Consider the following 21,609-nt stretch of genomic DNA (forward strand, 5'->3'; position numbering starts at 1 on the left):
CGGCGATTTTCTTAGTGGATGTTGCCGTTACCGCTTTACCGTCTCTCTGTCTTTCCGCCTTCCGCTCTCCGCTCTCCGCTCCAACGAGTCCCGGGTCCCGGCTTTCAGAACTCTCCGCGGTACCAGTTCTTCAATTTCTTGAACAGGCTGCCGGCGCGCCCGGTGGGCAGCGACGGGCGCCGCGGGTGCTCGATCTGGCTGCCCATCAGCAGCAGGCCCACGCCTGTGGCGTGTACCGGGTTGCCGACCACTTCGCCCAGGCCGGTGACGTGCTGCGGGATGCCCACGCGCACCGGCATCTGCACCATTTCCTCTGCCAGTTCGACCACGCCTTCCATCTTCGAAGCGCCGCCGGTCAGCACCATGCCGGCGCGCACCAGTTCCTCGAAGCCGGAACGGCGCAGTTCGGCCTGCACCATCTCGAAGATTTCCTCGTAGCGGCCCTGCACCGCCTGCGCCAGCGCGTGGCGCGGCATGCGCCGCGGCGGACGGTCGCCGACGCTCGGCACCTGGATGCTTTCCTCGGCGGTGGCCAGCTGCGCCAGCGCGCAGGCGTAGCGCACCTTGATCTGCTCGGCTTCCGGCGTGGGCGTGCGCAGCATGTGCGCGATGTCGTTGGTGACGTGGTCGCCTGCGATCGGCAACGAGGCGGTGTGGCAGATCGCGCCTTGCACGAACACCGCCAGGTCGGTGGTGCCCGCGCCCATGTCCACCAGCACCACGCCCAATTCGCGCTCGTCGGCGGTCAGCACCGCCACCGAGGACGCCAGCGACGACAGGATCAGGTCGTCCACCTGCAGACCGCAGCGCTGCACGCACTTGCTGATGTTGGCCGCGGCCGACTGTGCGCACACCACCAGGTGCGCGTGCACCTCCAGGCGCACGCCGGTCATGCCGACCGGGTTGCGGATGCCTTCCTGCGAATCGTCGAGCACGTACTCGCGCGGGATCGCGTGCAGGATGCGCTGGTCGGCCGGGATCGCTACCGCCTTGGCCGCTTCCAGCACCCGGTCCAGGTCGTTCCAGGTCACCTCGCCATCGCGGATCGGCACGATGCCGGGGGAATTCTTGCACTGCACGTGGTTGCCGGAGATCGACGCGTACACCGAGCGGATCTCGCAGCCGGCCATCAATTCCGCTTCCTCGACCGCGCGCTGGATCGACTGCACGGTGGATTCGATGTCCACCACCACGCCGCGCTTGAGCCCGCGCGATTCGTGCGAACCGATGCCGATCACCTCGATCGGGTTGCCGGGCGAATACTCGCCGACCAGCGCGACGACCTTGGAGGTGCCGATGTCCAGTCCAACGATGAGGGATTTGTCGCCTTTGCGGTTCATGTCTGGGTACTGCGTAGAGAGCGGGAATGCGGTGACGGGACCGGGGACCGGGGACCGGGAACCGGGAACAGCGGGGGCATGGCGAGCGTCGGGGGGCGTGGCGTCAACCACGCAGTGCCGGCATGCGCAGCAGGCGCTGCGGCGGCGCGGCCGGGCTTGCGCTCCCCGGTCCCCGGTCCCCGGTCCCCATTCTCGAGGGCCTTGCGGCTCACCGTGAACCCATTGGTGTAGCGCAGGTCGGCGCGGGCCAGCGGCGCCTGCTCGGGCTGCAGCAACTGCGGCAGTACGCGGGCGAAGCGCGTCAGACGGGCGCGGGCGTCGTCGCGGCCCACCACCACCTGTATCCCGTCGCCCAGTTGCAGCGACCAGCTGCCGCGCGCGTCCATCGCCACGCCGTCGACCTGCAGCCCGGCCGGCGCGAACAGCGCGCGCGACGTGTTGTACAGCGCGACCACGTCCTGCGCCTTGGCGTCGGGCCCGTCCAGTTGCGGCAGCGCCCTGCCGCGCAGTTCGCGCGGCAGGGCGAAGATGCGGCCCTGCTCGGACAGCATGCGGTCGGCGCCCCAGCGCGCGAACGGGCGATGCTCGGTGACACGCACCTCCAGCACGTCCGGCCAGCGCTTGCGCACCCGCGCGCGCTCCACCCACGGCAAGCGCTCGATGGCGTTCTGCGCGTCCTGCAGGCGCACCGCGAAGAAACCGCGGCGCGCGTACGGCAACACCACCTGGCGCAGCTGCTCGGCCGGCACCCGCTTGAAGTCGCCGCTGACCTGCAGCCGGCTCAGCGGCCAGCGCTCGGCGCCGACCCAGCCGTTGAGCAACGCCACCACCGGCAGCGCGACCAGCGCCAGCGCCAGCAGCCAGGCGAGGATGCGCAGCAGGGCGCTCATGCGTTCGCCTCATGGCGAACGCCGAGACTCGGGACTCGGGACTTGATGGAACCGGGACTCGGGACTGGGGACTGGGGATTCGTAGAAGCGGCGCCCTTGGCGAGAATGCGTGCGCGGACACTCGGGCGCAGCAGCGCATCGGCGGCGCACCGCGCTCCGAGTCCCCAGTCCCCAGTCCCCAGTCCCGACCTCACAGCGTCTGCTCCAACACCCGCCACACCAGTTCCTCAAAGCCGATGCCGGCCTGGCTTGCGGCCTTGGGCACCAGCGAATGGCTGGTCATGCCCGGGGCGGTGTTGGCCTCCAGCAGGGCGAAGTCGCCGCTGGCGCCGTCGCGCATGACGTCGACGCGGCCCCAGCCGCGACAGCCGGCGGCGCGGAACGCGGCCAGCGCCAGCTGGCCCAGCGCGCGCTCGGCATCGCCGTCCAGGCCCGGGCACAGGTACTGCGTGTCCTCGGCCACGTACTTGGCGTGGTAGTCGTACCACTGGCCCTTGGGCACGATGCGGATCGACGGCAGCGCGGTGTCGCCGAGGATCGCCACGGTCAGTTCGTCGCCGACGATCAGCTGCTCCATCAGCAGTTCGCCGTCGTAGCGCGCGGCCAGCGCCACCGCGTCGCCCAGTTGCACCGGCTCGAACACGCGGGTGACGCCGACGCTGGAGCCTTCGTTGGCCGGCTTGACGATCACCGGCAGGCCCAGCCGCGCGGCCGCGGCGTGGATCGCCGCCGCCTGCGCGGTCGCCGCCAGGCGCACGTAGCGCGGCGTCGGCAGGCCCAGCGCCAGCCACACCTGCTTGGTCCGCACCTTGTCCATGCTCAGCGCCGAGCCGAGCACCGGCGAACCGGTGTAGGCCACCCCGAAGGCGTCCATCAGGCCCTGCACGACGCCGTCTTCGCCGCTGCCGTTGTGGCCGTGCAGCACGTTGAACACGCGGTCGTAGCACTTCTCCGCCAGCGCCTGCGCCAGCGCCGGGATGCCGTCCACGGCGACCGCGTCGACGCCGCGCGCGCGCAGCGCCTCGAGCACGTTGCGACCCGAATCCAGCGACACCTCGCGTTCGCTGGAGGTGCCGCCGAGCAGCACCGCGACGCGGCCGAACACGGCCGGGTCGGTGTGGCGTGGCGGCGGCCAGTTCGGCGCGCTCATGCCTTGACCTGCGTGGCGAAACCGTCCTGCGCGATGTGCTGGGCGACGTAGCCGATGTCGCCGGCGCCCATCATCAGCAGCAGGTCGCCGTCCTGCAGCACGTCCGGCAGCACCTCGCTGAGCTCGGCGACCTGACCGACCACCACCGGCTCGCTGCGCCCGCGGGCGCGGATCGCGCGCGCCAGCGAGCGCGCATCGGCGCCGGGGATCGGCGCTTCGCCGGCTGGGTAGACCTCGCTGAGCACCAGCGCGTCCACCTCCGACAGCACCGCGGCGAACGCGTCGAACTGGTCGCGGGTGCGGCTGTAGCGGTGCGGCTGGAATGCGACCACCAGGCGCCGGTCCGGCCAGCCGCCGCGCGCGGCGGCGAACACCGCGGCCAGCTCGCGCGGATGATGGCCGTAATCGTCGACCACGCGCACGCGCGCGCCGGCGGCGGTGACCACTTCGCCCAGATCGTTGAAGCGGCGGCCGATGCCGGCGAAGCCCTGCAGCGCGCTGGCGATCGCCGCCGGCGCCACGCCCAGCTGCCAGCCGATCGCGGCGGCGGCCAGGGCATTGAGCACGTTGTGCCGGCCCGGCAGGGCCAGCGTCACCGGCGTGCTGCTGCCTTCCGGCAGGCGCAGGGTGAAGCGCATGCGCGGGCCGTCCTGGACCACGTCCTCGGCGCGCACGTCGGCCGTCTCGCTGAGCCCGTAGCTCATCACGTGGCGCGGGGTCCTGGCGGCCAGCGCGGCCACTTCCGGATCGTCGATGCACAGCACCGCCAGGCCGTAGAACGGCAGGCGCTGCAGGAACTCGGCGAACGCGGCCTGGACCCGGACGAAGTCGTTGCCGTAGTTCTCCAGGTGATCGGCGTCGATGTTGGTGATCACCGAGATCAGCGGATTCAGGCGCAGGAAGCTGCCATCGCTCTCGTCGGCCTCGGCCACCAGCCACTGGCCGCCGCCGAGCTTGGCGTTGGCGCCGGCGGCCAGCAGTTGCCCGCCGATCACGAAGGTGGGATCGAGCCCGCCTTCGCTGAGCACCGCCGCGGCCAGGCTGGTGGTGGTGGTCTTGCCGTGGGTGCCGGCCACCGCGATGCCGCGGCGGAAGCGCATCAGTTCGGCCAGCATCGCCGCGCGCGGCATGATCGGGATGCGCTGGCTGCGCGCCTCCATCAGCTCCGGGTTGTCGTCGCGGATCGCGCTGGACACCACCACGCAGTCGGTGCCGAGCACGTTGGCCGCCGAGTGCCCGCGCATCACCCGCGCGCCGAGCTTGGCCAGGCGCCGCGTCGCCGCGTTGTCGGCGTTGTCCGAACCGCAGACCTCGTAGCCCAGGGTCAGCATGACCTCGGCGATGCCGCTCATGCCGGTGCCGCCGATGCCGACGAAGTGCACGCGTGGGAACGCGCGGACCAGGTCGCCGGTGTCGTGGAGACGGCGGATCATGCGCGAACTCCGTTCGCGCCGGGACCGAGGACCGGGGACCGGGGACCGGGGAAGAGCGGAGCGGCGGCGCGAAGCGCCTGGCCGTGGAGATTGTCTGCGTGCATAGGCTTCTGCTGTTGATCGTACTTGTCCCCGGTCCCCGGTCCCTGGTCCCCGGTCCCGGCTTCTTCAAGAATGATGTCGGCAATGCGCTCGGCCGCATCCGGCTTGGCCAGGCTGCGTGCGGCCTCGGCCATGGACAGGCCGCGCGCCGGATTGCCGAGCAGGTCGTGCAGGACGCCTTGCAGGTTGGCGGCCAAGGCGTCGTCCTGCTTCAGCAATACCGCGGCGCCGCGCTCGACCAGGTATTCGGCGTTGCGGGTCTGGTGGTCGTCGGCCGCGGCGGCGAACGGCACCAGCACGCTGCCGATGCCGGCCGCGCACAGTTCGGCCAGGGTCGAGGCACCGGCGCGGCACACGATCAGGTCGGCCCAGGCGTAGGCGGCGGCCATGTCGCCGATGAAGGCTTCGACGCTGGCTTGGACACCGGCGTCGGCATAGGCACGCGCCGCTTCCCCGCGCAGGGTTTCGCCGCACTGGTGGCGCACCTGGACCTGCATGCCCAGCGCGGCCAGCGCGCGCGGCAGCGCCTGATTCAGCGCGCGCGCGCCCTGACTGCCGCCGAGCACCAGCAGGCGCGCCGTGCCGGCGCGCGCGGCCAGGCGCTGCACCGGCGGCGGCAACGCGGCGATCTCGACGCGCACCGGATTGCCCACCGCTTCCTCGCGCATGGCGAAGCTGCCGGGGAAGCCGGTCAGCACGCGCCGCGCGATGCGCGCCAGCACCTTGTTGGTCAGGCCCGGCGCGCGGTTCTGTTCATGCACCAGCAGCGGCAGTTTCAGCAGGCGCGCGGCGATGCCGCCGGGACCGGCGGCGAAGCCGCCGAAGCTGATCACCGCGCGCGGCGCGCGTCGGCGCAGCACGAAGCCGGCGGCGCGGATCGCGCGCAATATCCGCAACGGCGCGCCGAACAACGCCAGCGCGCCCTTGCCGCGCAGGCCGCCGATCTCGATGGTGTCGATCTCGATGCCGTGCTGTGGCACCAATTGGGTTTCCATGCGCCCGGCCGCACCCAGCCACACCACCGGCACGCCGCGTGCGCGCAGCGCCTTGGCCACCGCCAGCGCCGGGAAGATGTGCCCGCCGGTGCCGCCGGCGAGGATCATTACCGGGCGGCTTGCGCCTTGCTGCGCGCCTGATGGAGAACTCGCATATTCGGTCCCCGCACATGGATCTGCCGGCTTTTGCCGGGGATTGGCATGCATGCTCATCCCAGCCTCCCGAAGGTCGGCTCGACCCGCGACGGCATGCGGCTGGCGCCCCGCGCCGGGCTGCCGGCCTGGATCGCCGCGGCCACCGCGCTGGCGCTGGCCTGGCGCGCGGCCTGCAGGTCCTCGGCGCTGTCCACGGTCTGCTTGACGGTCGGCGCCACGTCGCTGCGCACCCGCGCCACCTGGCGCTCGGCACGGTCGAGTTCGTAGGACACGCGCAGCAGCAGGCCCATCGCCACGCAGGTCATCAGCACGCTGGAACCGCCGGCGGAGATCAGCGGCAGGGTCAGACCCTTGGTCGGCAGGATGCCCAGGTTGACGCCGACCGAGACGAAGCTCTGCAAGCTGATCCACAGGCCGATGCCGAAGGCGATGTAGCCGGAGAAGTGGCGCTTCATCTCCACGCAGCGCATGCCCAGCCAGAACGCGCGCCCGACCAGCAGCGCGTACAGCGCGATGATCAGGCACACGCCGGTGAAGCCCAGTTCCTCGGCGATCACCGAGAAGATGAAATCGGTATGCGCTTCCGGCAGGTAGTTGAGCTTCTGCACCGAGCCGCCCAGGCCGACCCCGAACAGTTCGCCGCGGCCTACCGCCATCAGCGCATTGGACAGCTGGTAGCCGGAGCCGAGCTGGTCGGCCCACGGATCCAGGAACGAGGTGATGCGGCGCAGGCGGTAGGGTTCCAGGATCGCGATGAAGGCGAACACCGGCAGGCCGATCACGATCGGCATCGACATGCGCGGCAGGTTGACCCCGCCCAGCACCAGCATCCCGGCGGTGGTCGCCAGCAGCAGCGTGGAGGAGCCGAAATCCGGCTGCAGCAGCAGCAGGCCGACCAGCGCCACCGCCACGCCCAGCGGCTTGAGCATCGCCGGCCAGGTGGCGTTGACCTCGTCGCGGAAGCGCACCAGGTAGCTGGACAGCCACACGATGTACAGCACCTTGACCGCTTCCACCGTCTGGAACCTGGAGATGCCCAGGTTGACCCAGCGCCGCGCGCCGTTGACGCTGCTGCCCAGGCCGGGCACGAACACCACGATCAACAGGCCGAAGCAGGCCAGCAACAGCAACTGGTTGTACTGCTCGATGTTCTTCAGCTCGGTGCGCATCGTCCAGATCGCCAGGCCGACGCCGCCGGCCAGGAACAGCAGGTGCCGGGTCAGGTAGTAGAACGGGCTGACGGTCAGCTCGATCGAACTGGAGCCGACCATCACCACGCCCAGCGAGGCCAGCGCCACCACGGCGCCGAGCAGCCACGGGTCGTAGCGGCCGCCGATGGCCTCGAGTCGGGTTGCCTGGCGTGGGGCATCGTTCATCAGCGCACCTTCAACGTGGCCAGGCCGACCAGCACCAGCACCACCGAGATGATCCAGAAGCGCACGATCACGCGCGGCTCCGGCCAGCCTTTCAGCTCGAAGTGGTGGTGGATCGGCGCCATGCGGAACACGCGCTTGCCGGTGAGCTTGAACGAGGCGACCTGGATCATCACCGACAGCGTCTCGATCACGAACACCCCGCCCATGATCACCAGCACCAGCTCCTGGCGCACGATCACCGCGATGGCGCCGAGCACCGCGCCCAGCGCCAGCGCGCCGATGTCGCCCATGAACACCATCGCCGGGTAGGTGTTGAACCACAGGAAGCCCAGGCCCGCGCCGGCGATCGCCGCGCAGATGATGACCAACTCGCCGGCGCCGGGAATGGCCGGGATCTTCAGGTAGGCGGAGAACACCGCGTTGCCCGAGGCATAGGCGAACACGCCCAGCGCGCACGCCACCAGCACGGTGGGCATGATCGCCAGCCCGTCCAGGCCGTCGGTCAGGTTGACCGCGTTGGAGAAGCCGACGATCCAGAAATAGGCGATGGCGACGAAGCTGATGCCGGCCAGCGGCAGCGCGATCGACTTGAACATCGGGATGTAGAAGGTGATCGCGGCCGGCACGTCGGCGCTGTAGTACAGGAACAGGCCGGCGGCCAGCCCGAAGATCGACTGCAGCAGGTACTTCCAGCGCGACTTCAGCCCGTTCGGATCGCGGCGCACGATCTTGATCCAGTCGTCGTACCAGCCGATCGCGCCGAACGCCAGCATCACCGCCAGCACCAGCCACACGTAGCGGTTGCGCAGGTCGCCCCACAGCAGCACCGACAGCAGCACGGTGAGCAGGATCAGCGAACCGCCCATGGTCGGCGTGCCGGCCTTGGAGAAATGGGTCTGCGGGCCGTCCTGGCGGATCGGCTGGCCGCCCTTGAACTGCGCCAGCTTGCGGATCATCGCCGGGCCCAGCCACAGCGACAGGAACAGCGAGGTCAGCGCGGCCAGGATGCCGCGCAAAGTGAGGTAGCCGAACAGGCCGAACAGGCTTTCCAACTGCTGCAGCCAACGGGACAGCTCAAGCAGCATGCGGCGCCTCCTCTCCCTGGGCCAGCAGTGCGCTCACGATCTTGTCCATGGCGCTGCCGCGCGAGCCTTTGACCAGGATGGTGGCCGCGATTCGGGACTCGGGACTCAGTGAAGTCGGGACTCGGGACTCGGGACTCGGGACTCGCAGGGGCGCAACGCCAGCGGACGCCGCACCGGTGCTCTCATGCATTTGCTCTGTTTCCTGCTCTTGATCCTGCTTTTCCCGAGTCCCGAGTCCCGAGTCCCGAGTCCCGACCGTGGCCGCACGCAGATCCGCGCGCAACGCGGCAATCAGCGCCGCGTGGCTGTCGAACACCCGTCCGTTCTCGCCGAACGCCTGCGCCGCGACGGCGCTGAGCGGGCCCAGCGCGTACAGCCGGGTCAACCCGGCGTCGCGCGCGCGGCGGCCACCGCTGGCGTGCAGCGCCTCGGCGCCGGCGCCAAGTTCGCGCATGTCGCCCAGCACCAGCCAGCGCTCGCCACCGGCCGCGGCCAGCGCGTCGATCGCCGCGGCCAGCGAACCGGGGTTGGCGTTGTAGCTGTCGTCGATCAACACCGCGCCGCCGGGCAGCGTGTGCGCGATCTGCCGCCCCGGCACCGGCTGCACCTGCGCCAGGCCGGCAGCGATCAGCGCCGGCGCGATGTCCAGGGCCAGCGCCAGCGACGCGGCGGCCAGCGCGTTCATCAGGTTGTGGCGGCCGGGCAGCGGCAGCGTCGTCTCGGCCTCGCCGTGCGGGGTGACCAGCACGAACTGCGAGCGGTCCGCGCGCGCGCGCAACTGCGTGGCGGTGACCTCGGCGCTGGCCTGCAGACCGAAGCGCAGGACACGCGGGGCCAGCGGCGTCGGCAGGCGCTGCTCGAACCACAGGCCGAAGGCATCGTCGGCGTTGATCGCCGCGGTGCCGTCGGCAGACAGCGCGGCATAGACCGCGCCCTTGGTCTGCGCCACGCCGAGCAGGCTACCCATGCATTCCAGGTGCGCCGAGGCGACGTTGTTCACCAGCGCCGCGTGCGGGGCGACGATGTCGGTCAGGTAGGCGATGTCGCCCGGCTTGCCGGCGCCCATCTCGTAGATCGCGTAGTCGGCCGCGTCCGGCGCCTCGATCACCGCCAGCGGCAGGCCGATCTCGTTGTTGCGGTTGCCGGGATTGGCGTAGACGCTGCCGCCGTGCGCGCGGCAGGCGTGCTGCAGGATCGCCAGCAGCAGCGACTTGACGCTGGTCTTGCCATTGCTGCCGGTGATCGCCGCCACCCGCGTGGCGCGGCCGCGCTGCATGCCGGCGGCGATCCGCGCCAGCGCCAGCTGGGTGTCGGCGGCCAGGATCTGCGGCAGTTCGCTCTGCGGCTGCAGCACGTCCACCAACAACGCACTGGCGCCGCGCGCGGCGGCGTCGACGGCGAAGTCGTGGCCGTCGAAGCGCTCGCCGCGCAGCGCCACGTACAGGCTGCCCGGCGCCAGCGTGCGGGTGTCGTGGGCAATCGCATCGATCGCCACGTCGTCGCCATGCAGTTCGGCGCCGGCCCAGTGCGCGATCATCGACAGCGGCAGGCGCTTCATCGCGCGCGCTCTCCGGCCTGTATTTGGCTGGCCTGTGCGGCACGCGCCTGCAGCGCCTGCGCGGCGATCTCGCTGTCGTCGAACCGATGCTTGATGCCGGCTATCTCCTGGTACGGCTCGTGGCCCTTGCCGGCGATCAGCACGATGTCCTCGCTGCCGGCCTCGCCGACCGCGCGGGCGATGGCCTGCGCGCGGTCGCGCTGCACGCGCACCGCGTGCATGTCGCTGAACCCGACCAGGATGTCGGCGACGATGCGGTCGCCGTCCTCGCCGCGCGGATTGTCGTCGGTGACGATCACCGCGTCGGCCAGGCGTTGCGCGATCGCCGCCATCTGTGGACGCTTGCCGGCGTCGCGCTCGCCGCCACAGCCGAACACGCACAGCAGACGACCGTGCGCGTGGCCGCGCAGGCTGTCCAGCGCCTGCTCCAGCGCGTCCGGGGTATGCGCATAGTCCACCACCACCAGCGGTTGCGCGTGCGCGCCGCCGAGACGGTGCATGCGCCCGCGGATCGGCTGCAGCTGCGACAGCGTCGCGGCGATGCGCGCCGGCGCCACGTCCAGCGCATGCAGCGCGCCGGCCACCGCCAGCAGGTTGTCGACGTTGAAGCGGCCGAGCAGCGCCGACTGCACCGCATGGCGCGCACCGTCGATCGCCAGCTCGAAGCCGATGCCGCGCACGTCCAGGCGCAGCGCCTCGGCACGCAGCATCGCGCCGGCATGGCCGCGCGAGCTGACCCCGATGCGGCGCAGCGCCGGGTCCAGCGTCGCCAGCAGCGCGCGGCCGAACGCGTCGTCGGCATTGAGCACCGCCGCCTTCAGCCCCGGCGTGGCAAACAGGCGCGCCTTGGCCGCGCCGTAGCCGGCCATGTCGCCGTGGTAGTCCAGATGGTCACGGGTGAGATTGGTGAACACCGCGACATCGAAATGCACCGCATCCACGCGGCCCTGGTCCAGCGCATGCGAACTCACCTCCATCGCCACCGCCTGCGCGCCGGCATCGCGCAGCTGCGCCAGCAGCGCATGCGTGTGCAGCACCAGCGGCGTGGTGAAGCCGGTCGGCACCACGTCGCCGTACAGGCCGGCGCCGAGCGTGCCGATGCTGCCGCTGCGCGTGCCCAGGCACTGCCAGGCCTGGACCAGCAGTTGCACGGTGGAGGTCTTGCCGTTGGTGCCGGTGACCCCGACCATCGTCATCGCCTGCGACGGATGGCCGTGGAACCGGTCGGCCATCGCGCCCAGGCGCGCGCGCAGGCCCGGCACCGCGATCGCGTCGGCCGGCGCCGGCAGGTCGGCCGGCGCCGGCGGCTCGAACAGGACCGCCGCGGCCCCGTTGGCGCGCGCCTGCGCGGCGAAGCCGAGCCCGTGCGCGCCGAAGCCGGCGATCGCCACGAACGCGTCGCCGGGCCGTACCTGGCGGCTGTCCATCGCCAGCCCGGACACGGCCACCTCGCCAGCCAGCGCCAGGTCCGGCAGCAGGTGCGCCAGCGGCAACACGCGGCTCACTGGCGGGTCTCCTGCAGTGGCGCCGGCAGCGCAGCCGGCGGCGCGGACGCGTGCGCGCTGGGCAAGGCGGCGTCCACTTCCGCCGCGGCGTCGGGAACGATGGCCGGATCCGGCTCCACCGGCGCCGGCGGCGGCGCATGACCGCTCTTGCCGGCCGCCTGCGCCGCCAGCCACGCCTGGATGTCGTCCGGCGGTACGTCCATCAGCCGCAGCGCGCCTTCCATCACGTTGTGGAACACCGGCGCGGAGACCAGGCCGCCGTAGTACTTGGCGCCCTGCGGATCGTTGATCACGATGACCGTGGCGAAGCGTGGGTTGGTCGCCGGCACCAGCCCGGCGAACAGCGCGTTGTAGTGACCGCGGATATAGCCGCCGGGGCCGTTCAGGCGCGCCGTGCCGGTCTTGCCGGCGACATGGTAGCCGAGCACCGCCGCGCCCTTGGCGCCGCCCTGGGTCACCACGGTCTCCATCATCGACACCACTTCCCGGGCCACTTGCGGGCTGATCACCTCGCGCACTTCCTGGTGCTGGCCCTTGACGAAGGTCGGCTGCATCAACTTGCCGTTGTTGCCCAGTGCGGTGTAGGCGGTGGCGATCTGCAGCGGCGTCACCGAAAGGCCGTAGCCATAGGACATCGTGGTCTTGGTGGTGCCGTACCAGCTCGGGCTGCCGGGATGCGACACGACGCCGGCCGATTCGCCGGGGAACCCGCTGTGCGGCGCGGCGCCGTAGCCGAACTTGCGCACCGACTGGTAGAACGCCTGGTCGTCCAGCTTGGCGACGATCTTGGCGGCGCCGATGTTGGAACTGCGCGTGATCACCCCGGTGACGTTGAGCACGCCGTTGTTGCGCGGCACGTCGCGGATCGTGTACCGCCCCAGGCTCATGTAGCCGGGATTGGTGTCGATGAGCGTGTTCGGCGTGACCACCCCGACCTGCAGCGCGGTGGCCACCGTCAGCGGCTTCATCGTCGAACCCGGCTCGACCAGATCGGTGACCGCGCGGTTGCGGCGCGCATCGGAATTAACCCCGCTGACCGAATTCGGGTTGTAGGTCGGCAGGTTGACCATCGCCAACACTTCGCCGCTGGCCACGTCCAGGATCACGATCGAGCCGGCCGCGGCCTTGTTGTCTTCCAGGGCCTTGCGCAGCTCCTTGTAGGCCAGGAACTGGATGCGGCGGTCGATGCTCAAGGTCAGGTCCTTGCCCGGCTGGGCCGGCTTGACCAGGTCGATGCTCTCCACGATCGCGCCCTTGCGGTCGCGGATCACCCGCTTGGAGCCGGGCTTGCCGCGCAGCCATTCGTCGAACGCCAGTTCCAGTCCTTCCTGGCCGCGGTCGTCGATGTTAGTGAAGCCGAGCACGTGCGCCATCGCTTCGCCCTGCGGATAGAAGCGGCGGAACTCGCGCTGCGAGAACACGCCCGGGATGCCCAGCGCGACCACCGCATGCGCCTTGTCCGGATTGATCCGGCGCTTGAGGTACATGAATTCCTTGTCCGTCTTCTGCGACAGCTTGGCGGCCAGTTCGTCGCTCGGCAGTTCCAGCGCCTGCGCCAGCTGCGGGATGCGATCGGGATTGCGCAGCAGTTCCTGCGGATTGGCCCAGATCGACTCCACCGGCGTGGATACCGCCAGCGGCTCGCCGTTGCGGTCGGTGATCATGCCGCGCGAAGTGGCGATCGGCAGCTCGCGCAGATAGCGCGCCTCGCCCTGGCGCTGGTAGAAATCGCTGTTGATCAGCTGCACGTAGGCGGCGCGGCCGATCAGCGTGACCGAGCACAGGCTCAGCGCCGCGCCAACCAGGACCAGGCGGCCGCGCAGGTTGAAGTGGCTGCGCGCGCGGTTGCGGCCGGTCTTGCTCATGGCCGCACCACCACGATGTCGCCGGTTTCCGGAAACTTCATGCCCAGCCGCCCGCGCGCGACCTGGTCGACGCGATTGCTTTCCGCCCAGGTCGCCTGCTCCAGCTGCAGCCGGCCGAATTCGATGTTCAGTTCGTCGCGGCTGTGCTCCAGCCGCGACAGCTCGACGAACAGCTGGCGGTGGCGATGGCGCATGTACACCACGCCGATCGCCGAGGCGACGGTGCAGGCCAACAGAACGATGAGCAGCAGACGGCTCATGGCGCGCTCCTTTGGAGCTGCGCCGGGACTCGGGACCCGGGACTGGGGACTCGCGAAAAGCCCGAGCCGCGCGTCGACCGATCACCGCCGCCACTGCTGCTGTTGCTTCTATCGCGTCCCGAGTCCCAGGTCCCGAGTCCCGACAATTTTTCGGCCACCCGCAGCACCGCGCTGCGCGCGCGCGGGTTGCCGGCCAGTTCGGCGGCGTCGGCCTTGATCGCGCCGCCGTGCAGTTGCAGCGCCGGCACGAACGGCTGCGCCTCGGGCAGGCGGCGGTTGCTCGGCGGGGCCTTGGCGTGGCGGTTCATGAACTGCTTGACGATGCGGTCTTCCAGCGAATGGAAGCTGATCACCGCCAGCCGGCCGCCCGGCTTGAGCTTGGCCAGCGCCGCGTCCAGCCCGGCTTGCAGGTCGGCCAGCTCGCGGTTGATGTGGATGCGGATCGCCTGGAAGCTGCGCGTGGCCGGATGGGTCTTGCCGTCGCCGCGCGGCATCACGCTGGCGATCAGCTCGGCCAGCGGCGCGGTGCGGGTCAGCGGCTGCGCGGCGCGGCGCGCCACGATCGCGCGGGCGATGCGCCGGCTCTGGCGCTCGTCGCCGTAGGTCCACAGCACGTCGGCGATGTCGCGCTCGGCGGCGCGCGCCAGCCACTGCGCGGCGCTCTCGCCGGCGTCCGGGTCCATGCGCATGTCCAGCGGGCCGTCCTTGCCGAACGAGAAACCGCGCTCGGCCACGTCCAGCTGCGGCGAGGACACGCCCAGGTCGAACAACACCCCGTCCAGGTCGGCGGCGGCGTCCCACTGCCCCAGTTCGGCGAAGCTGCCGCGGCGGATGCTCACGCGCGCGTCGCCGCCGAACGCATGTTCGGCTTCGGCGATCGCCTCGGGGTCCTTGTCCATCACCAGCAGCCGGCCTCCCGGGCCGAGTTCGTGCAGCACCCCGCGCGCGTGTCCGCCACGCCCGAACGTGCCATCCAGATAGAGTCCGTCTTCGATCACCTGCAGCCCGTCCATGACCTGCGCGAACAACACCGGCACGTGCGCCGCCGACGGTTGCGACACCGGGAGGTGACCGGCCTGCGCCTGTCCGCGCATCCGGACACCCCGGCTCACAACTTCAGATCGAGCAATCCATCGCCCAGATCCTGGTCAGACAACGTCTGCTGGATCAGTGCGCGATGAGCCTGCTCGCTCCACAGTTCGAACTTGTCGCCCATGCCCAACAGCACAGCGCGCTTTTCAACGCCCACCGCGGCGCGATGGCTCGGCGGAATGGTGATGCGGCTGTTGGCGTCCAGCTCCAGCGCGGCCGAGGAACCCACCAGCTTCTGCTGCAGCACCCGCACCACGCGCTGGGTGTTGGGCTTGGCCATGACGTCGTCACGGACCCGCTCCCACTCCTTCTCCGCGTATAGCCACAGGCATCCGGCCTCGAACGGGTTGTAGGTCAGCACCAGCCGATTGCCGCTCGCACGCGCGACGAGGTCGCGGTACGCGGTGGGAACCGCCATACGCCCCTTGTCGTCCACTGTGATTGCGGTCTCGCCCTGGAACACGACGCCTACACCTTTCAAAATCCGCCTGGGCGGTTATTGAACCATGAAAAACCACAAAAAACCCGGTTTTCCCTCAGATACCCACCTTAGCAGCGCGCGAAAGGTTGTCAACAACTTTGCGAGCGATAAATCGCCAGCCACATCAACGGCTTGCACCATTCTTTAGAGACTTGTTCAAACCTTATCCACAAGTTGCTGTTTCGTCTCATATTTTGAGATTGAGCGGAAATTCAGCCCTGTGCACAAGGCGTTAAGACGGCGGCCAGTCGCCGCGTCCACCGCCGACCGGCTCGCACACCACTGCGCAAAACCGCACAATCGCGCCCTATGTGCCTGGTCGCCCTCGCCCTCCAATCGCACCCGCGCTGGCGCCTGCTGCTGGTCGGCAACCGCGACGAATTCCACGCCCGTCCGACCGCGCCGCTGCAGCGCTGGCCGGCCCCGGCACAGCGCGTGCTGGCCGGGCGCGACCTGCGTTCCGGCGGCAGTTGGGTGGGCCTGGACGACGCCGGCCGCTGCACGGTGGTGACCAACGTGCGCGACCCGCTGGCGTCGATGTCCGGCGCCTCGCGGGGCGCGCTGGTCGCCGACTACCTGGCCGGTGCCGCGCCGGCGGCCGCGTTCGCCGAGGCCCTGGCGACGCGCGCCGACGCCTACCCGCCGTTCAACCTGCTGCTGGCCGACGCCGACGGTGCCGAATACCTGGGCAACCACCCGCTTGCCCGGCGGCGCCTGGGCCGCGGCATCCACGGCATGTCCAATGGGGCACTGGACGCGCCCTGGCCGAAGACCGTGCGCCTGTGCGAAGCGCTGGCAGGCTGGATCGCCGCGGGCGACGAAGACCTGACCGTGCTGTGGCGCGCGTTGGCCGACGAGACCATCGCCGCCGAGGCGCAGCTGCCCGACACCGGCGTGGGCCTGGCGCTGGAGCGGCGCCTGTCGCCGGCCTTCATCCGCGGCCACGACTACGGCACCCGCGCCAGCACCATCGTCGCGGTGGACGGCGGCGGACGCGGCTGGATCCACGAGCGCCGTTTCGGCGTCGATGGGGTGTTCTTGGGGGAGACGCGGCTGAAGGTGCTCGGGACTGGGGACCCGGGACTCGGGACCCGGTAAGAGCGAAAGCAAAAGCGAGCCGCGGCATTCCCGGCTTTTCCGAGTCCCCAGTCCCGCTCTGTACTGCATCTTGAGCAAAGCCCCCTTTGGTAAAGGGGGCGCGGCGAAGCCGCGGGGATTTGGCAGGCCAAGGGCCTGGGGCCCAAACTTCTGCTGCGCGAAAGTTTGGGGCTTTTTTCGCGCTGCGCGCGAAAAAAGCGGCGGAGCCGGCCGATAAGCCGGGTTCTGTCGTGGGCAGTCATTCTTCTAGGCGCCGCGTCGCCGCGGCGCTCGAGCAACCTACCCGGACCCGACGCGGGCAGCGCCATGAGGTCCCTATTTGGTCTTGCTCCAGGTGGGGTTTGCCGTGCCGGTCCGTTACCGGACTCGCGGTGCGCTCTTACCGCACCATTTCACCCTTACCGGCCTGCTTGCGCAGACGTAGGCGGTATCTTTCTGTTGCACTTTCCGTCGGCTCGCGCCGCCCAGGCGTTACCTGGCACCTTGCCCTGTGGAGCCCGGACTTTCCTCGGCACCCCGCCGCACCGAAATGCACCGGGACGACGCGACTGCCTAGCCGACTCCGCCGCGCGCATTGTTGCACGTTTCCATTCAGAAACCCAGGCCATCACCCTCTCCGGACGCGAGCAATACGCGCGCAAAACGGCTTTTTAAACACCATTCGACGGCGTTCCGCCGTCTCCACAAACTGGCGGCCATCGGCCACAGATCGCAACTTAGAACTTATCCGTAAATTGTATCGACCCGGACCGGTCCCTTGCGGAGCGCGATAATGGCCGCGGCGAGCGGGACTCGGGACTCGGGACCGGGGACCCGGAAAAGCGGGGGAGCCGTTGGTCCGGGTCGTGCGGGTCCTTGATGGGCAGGCGCTATCATCGGCGCGCGCGGCGATCTGGCGCATGCCCGGCCCGATCGCCGGAGACTGCCGTGAACCCGATCCGCCCGTTCCTTGACAAGACGCCGCAGCTGGGCGCACGCGTCTACGTGGACCCGGCCTGCACCGTCATCGGCGACGTGGTCCTGATGGTTGAGAGCGACGACGCTGCGCTCGAGCTTCTCGTACCGAACGAGCAGCTTGCCGGAGCGGTTGAACCCGCCATGGCAGACCTCGCCCCCCGCCGTCGGGCCTTTTTCTTCGGGTCACCCCGCTTGTCATCGGCCGCTTTGCGGCGATCGAGGACATGGGGAATGTCGCCGTGGCGCTCGATGGTGCGCAGATGCGGCACGCCGCGGTCGCCCGCGTCGGCGCACGGATGCTTGTTTGGCCGATGCGGCCGATCCTTGCGCCTGACGGCGATGGCGCCGAGGACGCCATCAAGCGCCTTGCCGTCATGAACGTTGGCCCCGCTCACCACGAGCGACAACCCGACGCCACGCCCGGCCACCCGCAGCTGTCGCTTGCTGCCCGTTTTTCCCCCGATCCATCCGATTCGGGCCGACGGTTTCTTGAGCCAATGGCGCCTTCATCATCGCGCCGTCGACGCCCTGCCAGCGCCAGGCAATGCCCGCCATCTGGTCGTACTCGGCCAGCCCTTTCCACAACGCGTCGAAGAAGCCCGCCGCCGCCCACTCCAGGAAGCGTTGGTGGATGGCACTTGCGCTACCCAAGCGCTCCTTGGGCAGCGCTTTCCACTGGCCGCCGGTGCGCAGCCCATGGACGACGGCCTCCAACACCTGCCGCGCCGGCTTCGGTGGTCGGCCCGCTCCTGGCTTGCGACCAGATACCCGGTGCGCCGCCAAGCGCAGCGGCATCAGCGGCTCAACCCGTTCCCAGACGTCATCGGCCACGACCCACGATTCGACGCGCTTAGCCATGGTCCCGATCCGCCGCCGCGTTCTCTGCGGCTCGGATCAGGAGTTTAATAACTTACGGATAAGTTCTTAGGGAGGATTACCGAGTCGCAGCCTATTTAGCCGCCGCCGCCGTCTGATACAGGTTACTGATCGCTGACGTCCACTGCGGACCGAACGAGGAGTGGATGAACTGCTTGTAGGCAAACGAGGTCATGCCGACCTCGACGTCCCGCACGGGATCCTCGTCCGTCGAGACCCAGGGTGAGCCGCTGACGCCGGAGCGTGCGTCCCACTCCAGGCCCTCGATGGCGTAGTCCTTGTTCATCCACGGGTTCGGCTCTGCGGTGCTGGTCACGCTGACAGGCTTGTTCGCATCGGCACCGGGGTCGGTGTTGTAGCCGGTCGCCCGATATTCGTTGTCGTCCTGCTGACCGGCAAAGAGAACGCCAGACGCCCCGACAGTGCTCGACAGCGTCGCGCCGGACTGCCTCAGTGCCAGGGGGGCCTGCACCTGGAAGAACGCCGTGTCATAGTCGACGGCTCGGCCCACGACCCAATCTTTATCGGCCGTGATGGTCGTCGCGGCCCACACCCCATAGGGGGCGGTGCCGTTGTAGCCGGGCACGAACACCAATTTTGACACGACCGTACCCGGTAGGGCGGAGACGCAGCGCCCGGAAGTGGCGACGACGTTCCCGGAGTCGGAGACGACCGCGTTGCCAGTGCAGCGCTGGTCTATGCCGTTCGCCCGAAAGAAGACCACGCCGAGGTGACCAGCGGCGGAGAACCCGGGAACCGGCACGGACGGATCCGTCTTCGGCGCCGCCACCGCACCTGTCACTATCTTCCATTCTGCGCCCGGGTTTTTACCAAGGACCACGGCTAAATTCTGTGTCTGGGGCGGGTCGCCGTCGTCCGGGTTGGCATCGACGAACGATGCGGAAACCGCGGCGCGCATCCGTGTGGGTGTCCAGTAGGAAGCGTTCTTATCTCGCTGAGCAGTCGGAACGACGTACTGCACGATGGCCCCGTCGGAGAGATTGATCGATTCGGCGCTTGCAGGCACGTCGGTAATGGCCAACATTATGAGGGCGGCGCAGGGCGTGCTCATGATGAGCGTGGTTCGTGGCAGATGTGCCATGGCGTTTCTTACCTCTCTGTCTTGGCCGGGAGCCGAATGCTCGCCAGCGAATTAAGATTCTCTCGAGGGAGAGACCATTTTGTGCCGGATGAGTCCGGATTGAAGTTGACGGGTGCCACGCCGCCAATTTGACAGATCCACCTGCGAAGCGGACTGCACGACGCGAAGTCTTCTAATCATTGGCGAATGCGCTCGCTGCAGGGGGGGCAGTCGACACCTGAATCCGTCCCGCGAGCGCGGACGCCAGGCAGCGATACTTTCATCGCGCCCTGGAGGTTCTCATGCAACGTATGACCCATCGCCGTTTCACCGACGACTTCGAGGCTCAAGCTGTCGCCCTGGCCGAGTCGATCGGGCCACAACTGGACATGTCGGCCGACACACTGGCCAATTGGCTGGGTGCATCCCCGACTGAACTGCCCCGCAGAAGTTGGACGAACGTCAAGGGGTCTCATGGAGAAGTACAAAAGGGAGTTCAAGTTGGAAGTCGTCCAGAGCGTCTTGGCGGGCGAAGGCGGGGCAAGGCTGCTGGCTGGGCGGTGGCTGGTGCGCGAGGAGAAGATCCGCACCTGGGTGAGCCCCTGTCGCCTCCACGGCATCGACCGGTGGCGTCCCAAGCGCAGCGCGTACAGTGGGCAGTTCAACCTGCGGGTCCTGGCCGGTCAGGATCGCGAACCGCTTTCCAGCCGCCAGGTGGCGGCGCTCTATGACATCGGCAATCCCCACCAAGTCGTGGTCTGGCGAGGCAATCTCGATCAAGGCCGCCTGCAGGCTCTCGCTAGCGAGAAAGAAGAGCGTCCCAAGATGAAGCCAGAACGAGGCGGTGCAGCGCCGTCAAACAAGCTCGCCAGCGATGCGGCGCAAACCCTGCCGCGCGCCAACAGCCTTGATGCGCTCGAAGCGGGCGTGCATGGTGACGTCCACTACGACAACCCCGAGCGTATCAAGCTCGGGCTGCAGGGGCTCAGCCCTGTGGCATACCGGCTGAGAAGCACCGCCTGAACGCGGGAATCGCGACCGTCCAACTTCCGGGGACAGTTCAATCCCGGGGCGGTTCATGCTTGCCTTCTTGCAGCACCTCGATCAGCAAGTGCCCAAGGCGCTGGACCTGCATGTGGCCTTGGACAACGACGCCGCCCACCGCCGTCCCAAGGTGCGCCCATGGCTGGCACGGCGTCCGCGTTGCCACCTGCACTTCACTCCTACCTACTCCAGTTGGATCAATCAGCTCCAACGCTTCTTCAGCCTGATCACCCAGCAGGCCCTCCGGCGCGGTTCGTTCCCCTAGCGTCAAGGAACTGGTCCAGCGCATCGAACGCTATGTCGCCCACTGCAACCTTCACAAGCGGCCCTTCATCTGGACTGCTACCGCTCAATCCATCCTCCACAAGGTCGAACAACGCTGTAAAATTATCTCAGGGACAGAACACTAGCTGCCCCCATACAACGCCTTGCGCGGCGCGCCGGTGAGTTCCGCGGCCAGCTTGGCGGAGGTCGATGGCGGCAGGTGTTCGCTGAGCGTGGCGTAGACGCGGCGGCCTTCGGCCAGCTGCGCGTCGGCGTCGTCGCCGGCGCCCTGCACGATCAGCACGAACTCGCCCTTGCGCTGGTTGTCGTCGGCCTGCACCCGTGCCTGCAGCTCGGCAAGGCTGCCGTCGAGCACGGTCTCGAACAGCTTGGTCAGTTCGCGCGCCAGCACCGCCGGGCGCGCGTCGCCGAAGGCGGCGCGGCAGTCGGCCAGGGACTCGACGATGCGATGCGCCGCTTCGTAGAACACCAGGGTGCGCGGCTCGCCGGCCAGTCGCGCCAGGCGCTCGCGGCGCGCGGCGGCCTTGGCCGGCAGGAAGCCCTCGAAGCTGAAGCGGTCGCTGGGCAGGCCGGCCACGCTGAGCGCGGCGATCGCCGCGCAGGCGCCGGGCACTGGACTGACCCGTACCCCGGCCTCGCGCGCCGCGCGCACCAGCCGGTAGCCGGGGTCGCTGACCAGGGGGGTGCCGGCGTCGCTGACCAGGGCCAGCGAGTCGCCGCCGAGCAGGCGCGCGACGATGCGTTGCGCCAGCGCCTGCTCGTTGTGCTCGTGCAGCGCCAGCAGCGGCTTGTCGATGCCGAAGTGCGACAGCAGCTGGCCGCTGCGGCGGGTGTCCTCGGCGCAGATCGCGGCGACCGCGCGCAGCACCTCCTGCGCGCGCGGCGTCAGGTCGGCGAGATTGCCGATCGGCGTGGCGACGACATGCAGGGTTCCGGGCTGGGCGCTCATCTACGGCTTTCCATGGTCAAGGGTAGAATCG

At 69.3% G+C, this 21,609-nt stretch carries 18 protein-coding genes, 1 other RNA gene and 2 pseudogenes; 4 read left to right on the forward strand and 17 right to left on the reverse strand.

Annotation, left to right across the window (positions count from 1 at the left end):
- Positions 1-104: 104 nt before the first annotated feature.
- From ftsA to G4Q83_RS13805, 13 genes are all read right to left on the reverse strand, one after another.
- The gene (gene ftsA / locus G4Q83_RS13745) at positions 105-1,340 is read right to left on the reverse strand and encodes a cell division protein FtsA (RefSeq protein ID WP_128420736.1); all 1,236 of its coding nucleotides are present in this window, start codon (positions 1,338-1,340) and stop codon (positions 105-107) included.
- Entirely contained in the window at positions 1,337-2,230 is an 894-nt protein-coding gene (locus G4Q83_RS13750) for a cell division protein FtsQ/DivIB (RefSeq protein WP_128420737.1), read from the reverse strand. The genes ftsA and G4Q83_RS13750 overlap by 4 nt, the downstream gene beginning before the upstream one ends.
- A 190-nt stretch (positions 2,231-2,420) precedes the next feature.
- On the reverse strand, positions 2,421-3,380 hold the full coding sequence (locus G4Q83_RS13755) for a D-alanine--D-alanine ligase (RefSeq protein ID WP_128420738.1): 960 nt from the start codon (positions 3,378-3,380) through the stop codon (positions 2,421-2,423).
- Positions 3,377-4,813 carry a UDP-N-acetylmuramate--L-alanine ligase gene (gene murC, locus G4Q83_RS13760; RefSeq protein ID WP_128420739.1) on the reverse strand — a complete coding sequence of 479 codons (1,437 nt, stop codon included), beginning with the start codon at positions 4,811-4,813 and terminating at the stop codon, positions 3,377-3,379. The genes G4Q83_RS13755 and murC overlap by 4 nt, the downstream gene beginning before the upstream one ends.
- On the reverse strand, positions 4,810-6,123 hold the full coding sequence (gene murG, locus G4Q83_RS13765) for an undecaprenyldiphospho-muramoylpentapeptide beta-N-acetylglucosaminyltransferase (protein ID WP_128420740.1): 1,314 nt from the start codon (positions 6,121-6,123) through the stop codon (positions 4,810-4,812). The genes murC and murG overlap by 4 nt, the downstream gene beginning before the upstream one ends.
- Positions 6,120-7,442 carry a putative lipid II flippase FtsW gene (gene ftsW / locus G4Q83_RS13770; RefSeq protein ID WP_128420741.1) on the reverse strand — a complete coding sequence of 441 codons (1,323 nt, stop codon included), beginning with the start codon at positions 7,440-7,442 and terminating at the stop codon, positions 6,120-6,122. Before ftsW ends, murG begins: the two co-directional genes overlap by 4 nt.
- Positions 7,442-8,527: a phospho-N-acetylmuramoyl-pentapeptide-transferase gene (gene mraY, locus G4Q83_RS13775; protein ID WP_128420742.1), complete on the reverse strand. Its 1,086-nt coding sequence runs from the start codon at positions 8,525-8,527 to the stop codon at positions 7,442-7,444. The genes ftsW and mraY overlap by 1 nt, the downstream gene beginning before the upstream one ends.
- Positions 8,517-10,085: a UDP-N-acetylmuramoyl-tripeptide--D-alanyl-D-alanine ligase gene (locus G4Q83_RS13780; RefSeq protein WP_128420743.1), complete on the reverse strand. Its 1,569-nt coding sequence runs from the start codon at positions 10,083-10,085 to the stop codon at positions 8,517-8,519. Before G4Q83_RS13780 ends, mraY begins: the two co-directional genes overlap by 11 nt.
- Complete coding sequence (locus G4Q83_RS13785; RefSeq protein ID WP_128420744.1) at positions 10,082-11,590, reverse strand: UDP-N-acetylmuramoyl-L-alanyl-D-glutamate--2,6-diaminopimelate ligase; 1,509 nt, start codon at positions 11,588-11,590, stop codon at positions 10,082-10,084. Before G4Q83_RS13785 ends, G4Q83_RS13780 begins: the two co-directional genes overlap by 4 nt.
- A complete protein-coding gene (locus tag G4Q83_RS13790) occupies positions 11,587-13,455 on the reverse strand; it encodes a peptidoglycan D,D-transpeptidase FtsI family protein (RefSeq protein WP_128420745.1) in 1,869 nt (622 codons plus the stop codon). The genes G4Q83_RS13785 and G4Q83_RS13790 overlap by 4 nt, the downstream gene beginning before the upstream one ends.
- The gene (gene ftsL, locus G4Q83_RS13795) at positions 13,452-13,715 is read right to left on the reverse strand and encodes a cell division protein FtsL (protein ID WP_128420746.1); all 264 of its coding nucleotides are present in this window, start codon (positions 13,713-13,715) and stop codon (positions 13,452-13,454) included. The genes G4Q83_RS13790 and ftsL overlap by 4 nt, the downstream gene beginning before the upstream one ends.
- Positions 13,712-14,809, reverse strand: coding sequence for a 16S rRNA (cytosine(1402)-N(4))-methyltransferase RsmH (gene rsmH, locus G4Q83_RS13800; protein ID WP_128420749.1), 1,098 nt, complete (start codon positions 14,807-14,809; stop codon positions 13,712-13,714). The genes ftsL and rsmH overlap by 4 nt, the downstream gene beginning before the upstream one ends.
- 14 nt (positions 14,810-14,823) lie before the next feature.
- Positions 14,824-15,225 (reverse strand): division/cell wall cluster transcriptional repressor MraZ, encoded by a 402-nt coding sequence (locus tag G4Q83_RS13805; protein WP_246432394.1) that lies wholly within the window; start codon positions 15,223-15,225, stop codon positions 14,824-14,826.
- A 372-nt stretch (positions 15,226-15,597) separates the two neighbouring features.
- Between G4Q83_RS13805 and G4Q83_RS13810 the strand changes: the two genes are divergently transcribed.
- Positions 15,598-16,386, forward strand: a complete 789-nt coding sequence (locus G4Q83_RS13810; RefSeq protein ID WP_128420748.1) for an NRDE family protein — start codon at positions 15,598-15,600, stop codon at positions 16,384-16,386.
- A 198-nt stretch (positions 16,387-16,584) separates the two neighbouring features.
- Here G4Q83_RS13810 and rnpB read toward each other — a convergent pair.
- An RNA gene (gene rnpB / locus G4Q83_RS13815) (RNase P RNA component class A) lies at positions 16,585-16,950 on the reverse strand.
- Between the two features lie 363 nt (positions 16,951-17,313).
- Here rnpB and G4Q83_RS23430 point away from each other — a divergent pair.
- Positions 17,314-17,409 (forward strand): annotated as a pseudogene (locus G4Q83_RS23430) (gamma carbonic anhydrase family protein); the annotation flags it as partial.
- Here G4Q83_RS23430 and G4Q83_RS23435 read toward each other — a convergent pair.
- Together G4Q83_RS23435 and G4Q83_RS13830 are read right to left on the reverse strand one after the other, a co-directional pair.
- Positions 17,410-18,201 (reverse strand): annotated as a pseudogene (locus G4Q83_RS23435) (IS5 family transposase); the annotation flags it as partial.
- Between the two features lie 91 nt (positions 18,202-18,292).
- Positions 18,293-19,138 (reverse strand): trypsin-like serine peptidase, encoded by an 846-nt coding sequence (locus tag G4Q83_RS13830; RefSeq protein WP_128421970.1) that lies wholly within the window; start codon positions 19,136-19,138, stop codon positions 18,293-18,295.
- Between the two features lie 636 nt (positions 19,139-19,774).
- Here G4Q83_RS13830 and G4Q83_RS13835 point away from each other — a divergent pair.
- Both G4Q83_RS13835 and G4Q83_RS13840 read left to right on the forward strand, forming a co-directional pair.
- Positions 19,775-20,323 carry a hypothetical protein gene (locus tag G4Q83_RS13835; protein ID WP_128422010.1) on the forward strand — a complete coding sequence of 183 codons (549 nt, stop codon included), beginning with the start codon at positions 19,775-19,777 and terminating at the stop codon, positions 20,321-20,323.
- A 55-nt stretch (positions 20,324-20,378) separates the two neighbouring features.
- Positions 20,379-20,609: a transposase gene (locus tag G4Q83_RS13840; RefSeq protein ID WP_128418897.1), complete on the forward strand. Its 231-nt coding sequence runs from the start codon at positions 20,379-20,381 to the stop codon at positions 20,607-20,609.
- 141 nt (positions 20,610-20,750) lie between these two features.
- On the opposite strand, the gene rsmI is transcribed toward G4Q83_RS13840, so the two are convergent.
- Complete coding sequence (gene rsmI / locus G4Q83_RS13845; RefSeq protein ID WP_128418898.1) at positions 20,751-21,578, reverse strand: 16S rRNA (cytidine(1402)-2'-O)-methyltransferase; 828 nt, start codon at positions 21,576-21,578, stop codon at positions 20,751-20,753.
- Between the last annotated feature and the right edge of the window lie 31 nt (positions 21,579-21,609).

This window comes from Xanthomonas theicola, assembly GCF_014236795.1.
Taxonomy (GTDB): domain Bacteria; phylum Pseudomonadota; class Gammaproteobacteria; order Xanthomonadales; family Xanthomonadaceae; genus Xanthomonas_A; species Xanthomonas_A theicola.